We start from the raw sequence: 6720 nt of genomic DNA on the forward strand, positions 1-6720 counted from the left end.
CTCCTCATGAGGATCAGCCGACTACAGGCCGACGGCCCGGCACAAGGGCCTTTCGCGCCGCCGTCCGAGTCGGCTAGCCGATCCAGATGACCATGGCGTGCCCGTCGCGGGCCGCCGCCTGGAAGAACGGAACCAGCACCTGGTAGTAGTTGGTCACATAGTCCAGCGACTCGTCGCCCACCCAGATGATGTCGGGATAGATGTCGGCCTGGACGAGATCGTCCGGAGTGACCCCGCCGGCCAAGGCCTCCGCAGGTATCGCCGCGAACGCCTCAGCCGCCGCCCGCACGCGCCCCGGCGTGAGATAGCAGGGCGGCCCCTGGCCCCAGCCGTCGGCCCCGGGGATTTCCTCCTCGCCGAAGACGACGTCCACGGGAAACGCTTGGCGGCGTAGCAGGAAGTCGAGGGCGTGCCATGCTTTGTCGGTGTCGAAGCAGCGCGCCGGTGACGCCCCTGGCCCCTCGTCCGGCTCGGTTTCGGCCAGTTCGCCGATGAACTCCCTGCCCCAGTCCGGATCGCGGACCGCGCGCTCGAGTTCGGCCGGGGTCAGCCGCGCGTAATTTCCGATCATGCTCATGGGGCCGGATGTTACGGGTGGGCGCTGACAGCGCGGGGCGAGGGTCGAAGTCCCCGGGCCTCTCCCGGCCCCGACGGGCACACGGCATACTTGGGCCGCCCGCCCGCGCCCAGCCGGTCCGGCCCGCTCGATCCGCACTGACCAGGGGTTTCCGTGACAGCATCCGCATCCGTTACCGTCCCTGTGCCCGCGCTGCCCAGCGGCGTGGACCCGGCGTGGCTGCCGCCCGAGGTGTTCCGCCCGCTCGGTTCCCGGCGCACGATGATCTTGGGAACGGGCCCATTGGTGGACACGGTGCACGGCGAAGTGGCGAGCGCCTGCGCACGGTTCGGCGGTGAGGTCGTACGGGATGCGCGGGCGCAGGGCGCGCCGTACGACCTGGTGCTGGAGCTCGGCCGACAGGGCGAGGACGGGGACCGGCTCGGGGACGAGGGGTTCGCCCTGGTGCGGGCCGAGAGCGTCACCCGGGTGACGGCCGCCGGTCAGGCCGGGCTGCTGTACGGGCTGTTCCACCTGGTGCGGCTCGGCGAGGCGGCGTTCAGCGGCGAGCGTGCGCGCGAGACGCACCGGCCGGCGCTGGCCCTGCGGATGCTGAACCACTGGGACAACGTGGCGGTGCATCCGGTGATGGGCCAGGTCGAGCGGGGGTACTCGGGTGGCTCGCTGTTCTGGCGGGACGGTCTGGCCCGGGGCTCGCGGGATGAACTGGAGCGGGTGCGCTGCTACGGCAGACTGCTTGCCGCGTCCGGTATCAACGCGCTCACCGTGAACAACGTGAATGTGCATGAAACCGAGGCGCATCTGCTGACCGACCGCATCGGCGAGGTGGCCGCGATCGCGGACGCGCTGCGCCCGTACGGAATCCGGACGCATCTGTCCGTCTCCTTCGCCGCGCCCGTCGTGCTCGGCGGTCTGCCCACCGCCGATCCGCTGGACGCCGCGGTGGCCGACTGGTGGGCGGAGACGACCGGCCGGGTGTACGCGGCGATCCCCGACTTCGGCGGGTATGTGGTGAAGGCCGACTCCGAGGGCCAGCCCGGCCCGTTCACCTACGGCCGCAGCCACGCGGACGGCGCCAACATGCTGGCCGCGGCGCTCGCCCCGTACGGCGCCACGGTGCACTGGCGGGCCTTTGTCTACAACCACCGGCAGGACTGGCGGGACCGGTCGGTGGACCGGGCACGCGCGGCCTACGACCACTTCGCACCCCTGGACGGCCAGTTCGCGCCCAACGCGGTGCTCCAGGTGAAACACGGCCCGATGGACTTCCAGACGCGCGAGCCCGTCTCCCCGGTGATCGGCGCGCTGCCGAACACCCAGCTGGCGGTGGAGATACAGGCCACCCAGGAGTACACCGGGCAGCAGAAGCATGTGTGCTGGCTCGGAACGATGTGGAGCGACGCGCTGCGGTTCCGGCGGGGCGGGGAGGACGGGCCGAGCGTCGGGGATCTGGTGCGCGGCGGCGGCCTGGTGGCGGTGTCGAGCGCCGGTGACGACCCGTTCTGGACCGGGCATCCGCTGGCGCAGGCCAACCTGTACGCGGTCGGCCGCCTGGCCTGGCAGCCCGACGCGGACCCGCGCGCGATCCTGCACGAGTGGATCGAGCTGTCCTTCGCCCCCGAGGAGACCGCCGATCCCGCCAGGCTGCGCAGCGGGCTGCGGGCCGTTCTGGACGGCTCCTGGCGGACGTACGAGAAGTACACGGCGCCGCTCGGCATCGGCTTCATGGTGCAGCCCGGACACCACTACGGGCCGAGCGTGGACGGCTACGAGTACAGCCCGTGGGGGACGTACCACTTCGCCGACCGGGACGGGGTCGGCGTCGACCGCAGCCGGGCCACCGGCACCGGGTACGCGGGGCAGTACGCGAAGCCGTGGGCACAGGCGTACGAATCGCCCGAGACCTGCCCGGACGAGCTGCTGCTCTTCTTCCACCATGTGCCGTACGGACATGTGCTGCACAGCGGCGAAACGGTGATCCAGCACATCTACGACACACACTTCGAGGGGGTGGCAGAGGTCGAGGAGGCACGCCAGATGTGGGCCGGGCTCGCGGATCTGGTGGATTCGGCACGCCACGCCCGGGTGGCGGAGCGCTACGAGGAGCAGCTTCGCAGCGCCCGGGAGTGGCGCGACCACATCAACACGTACTTCTTCCGGAAGTCCGGCGTACCGGACGCCCGCGGGCGCCGTATCCACTGAGCGCGTTGCCCGCGTTCACTCCGCACCCTGGGCCGCCGGGTTGCCCTGGTGGGTGAAGGCCGCCCAGAAGTGCACCTGGTCGAGGTCGATACGGGCGGCCTCGCCGCGTAGATCGTCATGGAGGGTGGGCGGTGGCTCGCGGTGCGGGTCGAGCATCCACAGCTGGGCGGCGCGCAGCGCGTCCACCGGGGCGAGGCCGTGCGCGGTGACGAAGTCGTGGAAGACGGCCATCATCACAGCCGTCGAGGCATCGCGAACGGCCCAGCGCGAGCCGATGACATCGGCCGCGCCGCGGGCGATCAGGGCGGTGGACAGAGTCAGCGCCTCGTCGTGGTTGCGGGTGCTCAGATCCGTCTCGCAGGCGCTGAGCACCACCAGCGGGCCCGCGACGTCCGGCGCTCCGGTGGCGGTACCGTCCAGGATGCGGGCCACGGTCAGCCGTCCGGCGTCCTGGGGGCCGTCCGGCGGGGTGGCGAGCCAGAGCGCCGAGCGCGTGGGATACGGGCCGACCAGGGCGTGGCAGGAGATATGCAGAACGGCGGCGGCCGGGGAGCTGCCGCCGGGCAGGACGGCGAGGATGTCCTCCGGGGTGCCCGGCGCGTCGCTGACGGCCGTGGGGAACTCGCCGTAGCAGAGGCCGTCCGGGTAACAGGCCGAGCGCAACGCCTCGGTCTCGATCTCGGCCCACAGGAGGGAGAGTTCGGGGTCGGCGACCAGGACCTGTCCGGCGGCGATGGGCAGCCGGTCCCGGGCCGCGGCCCGCAGGAGCTCGGCTCCGGAGGGGGCGTAGCTGAGCACCGCTTCCTCGCAGGCGTACCGGTGCGCGCGCCCGTCGCGCCCGTACGGGGTACGCGCCGCATGCCAGGCGACCGCGCCGAGCGCCCCGCAGGGCACCAGCACGATCCGCGGCGGCTGGTGGAGTGGGCCTACAGCTGCCAGAACCGGGCCCATCGCGGCGGGCCAGGCCCAGTCGCACAGCTCGCGCAGCGCCGCCTCCCATTCCCGGTCCGGCGCCGCCTGTCCGCTCGGGTCGGCCGTGAAGTCGGCGACCGTGGAGTCGGCGGCAGTGGCGGTGGCAGCGGCGGTGGCAGCCTGGGAACGTCGGGCCGTGGCGTCGAGATAGCGCTCCAGCGGCGGGCTGCCGGGCGTCAGCAGCGGCAACTTGAGGACGGTGGGCGGGGCGTCGCCTGTGTCGGGGCGGAGGATCAGCGCGAAGCCGTTCTGGCCGGGTTGGAGCCCAAGGACGAGATAGACGAGCGCATCGGTGCCGGCGGTGGTGAGGCCGGCCTTCAGCCCGGCCAGGTCCGCAAGGCCGAGCACTTTCCGGGCGTCCGCACCGCTGCCCGCGCCCAGCGCGTCAAGTGCCCTGCGGCGCAGGGTGCCCGGGATCTGCCGCTCCGTGGCCCGGCCCAGGAGCGGGGCCGCGGTATCGGTCGGGGGCCGGTCCGCGGCGTCCTCGGCGCGCCACTGCCGGGCCAGATCCGGGTGGCCGCGGGCTTCGAGGAGCTCGGGAATGCCACGGGACGCGGCGGCGGCCCGCAGCACCAGGGCCCGGCCCAGTTCCAGCGCGTGCACCGCGTCGGCGGGGCGGAAGCACACGGTGTTCCAGTAGGCCAGCCACAGTGCCTGCGCAGACCCGGTGCGGGCCACGGCCAAGCCGTGCTCGGAGCCGAGTTGGAGAAGGACGTCCAAGGCCAGCCTGATCAGTGCCTCGCCTCGGGTGGCCAGGCTGGCGTTCACATCCTCGACCGCGGTCGGACGGTGGCGCTCGCGGCGCAGCCAGTATGCCTCGGACAGTTGCGTCAGTGCGTCGGCGGTGTGCGGCAGGCCGTGCCCTTGGCCAATCAGCTCGCGGACCCGGGACAGCTCGGTGATGCTCTGGTCGAGCAGGACCGGGTCATCGAGGTGGCGGGCCGTATGCAGCAGGACCCGGCCGAGGTGGGACCGCAGCCGGAGTTCCTGGTGGGGGGTGGGCTGCGGTCCCTCGAGGATCCGATGGACCTCCGCGACGGCCCGGTCGGCGGCCTCCCGGCTGGGATCGATCATGAGTAGTTCGATCATCGCGTCGGCCCGTAGGGCCGGGAAGTACGGTGCGAGCAATGCGGCCATCTGCCGCTGGTCGGTCTCCACCACGTCCCGGAAGTACCGGGCCGCGGCGCGGAGTTCGGCCGGGTCCTGGGTGCGGTTGGCTTGTTCCCGGTGGGCATCGGCCAGGATGGCGGCGATGGCGAAGCGGTTCTCCTGGTCGGGCGGCAGGGTGGTGTACAGGGCGGTCAGTTCCTCGACAAGGCGCGGCAGCACGGTCGGGTCGTCGTTGCGGCGCGCCAGAGCCAGCTCTTGGTAGGACGCAAAGATCACCGCGTTGACCATGCTCGTGGAGGGCGGTGCGCCGTTGTCGCGGTAGGCGGCGCGCAAATCCCTGGCCATCGTCAAGGCGGCGTCGGCGGCCTGGAAGCTGCCCCCGAGCGTCGCGGCCGCATCGAGGCGCCCGGCCAGGGCGCTGGCGATGCCCTGCCTGGCGGACGCGGTCTTCTCACCTTCCCCGGACAACCCGTCGATCATCTCCCGGAGCCGCGTGGCGCCGCTCTCCAGGTGTGCCAGATCGCCGGTCTGCTGCACCCGTACTGAATCGATCAGACTGGTCAGCCACTGTTCCAGAGTGATCTGGCCCGGCTGGCCAATACGGCCGGCGGGCTCGGGGTCGGGCTCCGATACGGCCTCGTCCACCTCGTCGAAGTCCATCGTGCCGGGTACGAAGAAGTTGGCCTGCAGCAGCAGAGCCGCATGTAGCTTGGCCATGCGGGCCCGTTCGGGTACGTCCGCCGGCAACTCCCGCAGCGCACACCGGGCGACATCCGCACTGCGACGGGCGCCCTCGGCCAGCGCCCGGGGGTCGCCCTCCCCCGACCTGAGCTTGGCCAACAGCTCGCGCAGCGGTGCGAAGACCGTTTGATCCAGGCCCAAGGCCGCCACCTCCTCGTCGGCCTTCCCAGTGGAGATCCTGAGCTCGTACACAGTGCTGGACAGCCACACCAGGAGACCCGTGAACCGCGGGATGTCCTCCAAGGCCCAGGCGAGCACGGCCTGGACGGCGTCGGCCAACGGGTCGTCGGCGTCTCCCGGGGGAGCCGTACCCGTCGGCTCCGACGCGTTCTCCTCGTGCGGTGCCACCGCATCGGACACTGTCAGCTTGATCTCCGATACGACGGACCCGAGCAGTCGGAGCAACTGCGGTTCTTCAGGCGCCTCGGCGAGACGCCGGAGAATGCCCATGGCCTCCACCAGTTCGTCCGGCGTGGATACGGTCAGCGGCTGCGGGCCGGAGGCGCGAAGCGGCGGCTCCTGACCGGGGCCTTGACGCGAGGCGCGCATGGCTCGTGCGTAGTGCTCCGGGACGAGCAGCGAGAGCAGCGCCTTGCGGGCTTGCACCGCGAGCGGGTCGTTGAGCGGTCTGGTGCGGTCGGCCCAGAGCAGGTGATAGAGGGCGTACTCCCGTGCGGACCGGACCGCGTCGTTCTGTCGGCCCGGCCCACGGCTGTCGAGCCAGACGCACATCAGGATGCCCACCGAGGCGATGACGTCGTCCCGGAGCGGATCGTCCGCGGGCAACAGTTTTGCGATGGCGGCGAGATGCTGAACGCTCTGCCACAGCGCGGCTCTCCGCGACGGGTCGTCCGCCGGGCGGCGCATCACCTCGTTGGCCTGGCGGGTGGCGATGTCGGCCCAGGCGCGCAGCACCGACGCCCTGTCCCCGCTGTCGTTGTGCTCCTTGTCCACGTGCTCCTTGTCCACCCGGCGCTCCCCCGTGTCCGATGGCCGCGCGGCCCGACCGACCCGCCGGGCCGCGCCGTCAACCAGGATGGCGCGTCGAATGGCCTGACGGCGCCGAACGGGCCTTCGCAGCAGCGGGTGATCCGGCAGGCCCTGGCCAACGCCGGGTT

At 71.9% G+C, this 6720-nt stretch carries 3 protein-coding genes and 1 pseudogene; 2 read left to right on the top strand and 2 right to left on the bottom strand.

Annotated features, from left to right (window positions below):
- Positions 1-73: 73 nt before the first annotated feature.
- Positions 74-577, bottom strand: a complete 504-nt coding sequence (locus ACWDSL_RS21920) for a YfbM family protein (RefSeq protein ID WP_450487803.1) — start codon at positions 575-577, stop codon at positions 74-76.
- A gap of 153 nt (positions 578-730) precedes the next feature.
- Here ACWDSL_RS21920 and ACWDSL_RS21925 point away from each other — a divergent pair, with 153 nt between their 5' ends.
- A complete protein-coding gene (locus ACWDSL_RS21925) occupies positions 731-2779 on the top strand; it encodes an alpha-glucuronidase (RefSeq protein WP_450487805.1) in 2049 nt (682 codons plus the stop codon).
- Between the two features lie 15 nt (positions 2780-2794).
- Here ACWDSL_RS21925 and ACWDSL_RS21930 read toward each other — a convergent pair whose 3' ends face one another.
- On the bottom strand, positions 2795-6571 hold the full coding sequence (locus ACWDSL_RS21930) for a CHAT domain-containing protein (protein ID WP_450487807.1): 3777 nt from the start codon (positions 6569-6571) through the stop codon (positions 2795-2797).
- 48 nt (positions 6572-6619) lie between these two features.
- On the opposite strand from ACWDSL_RS21930, the pseudogene ACWDSL_RS21935 reads away from it, so the two are divergent.
- A pseudogene (locus ACWDSL_RS21935) lies at positions 6620-6720 on the top strand (hypothetical protein); the annotation flags it as partial.

The organism is Streptomyces sp. NPDC000941 (assembly GCF_053599555.1).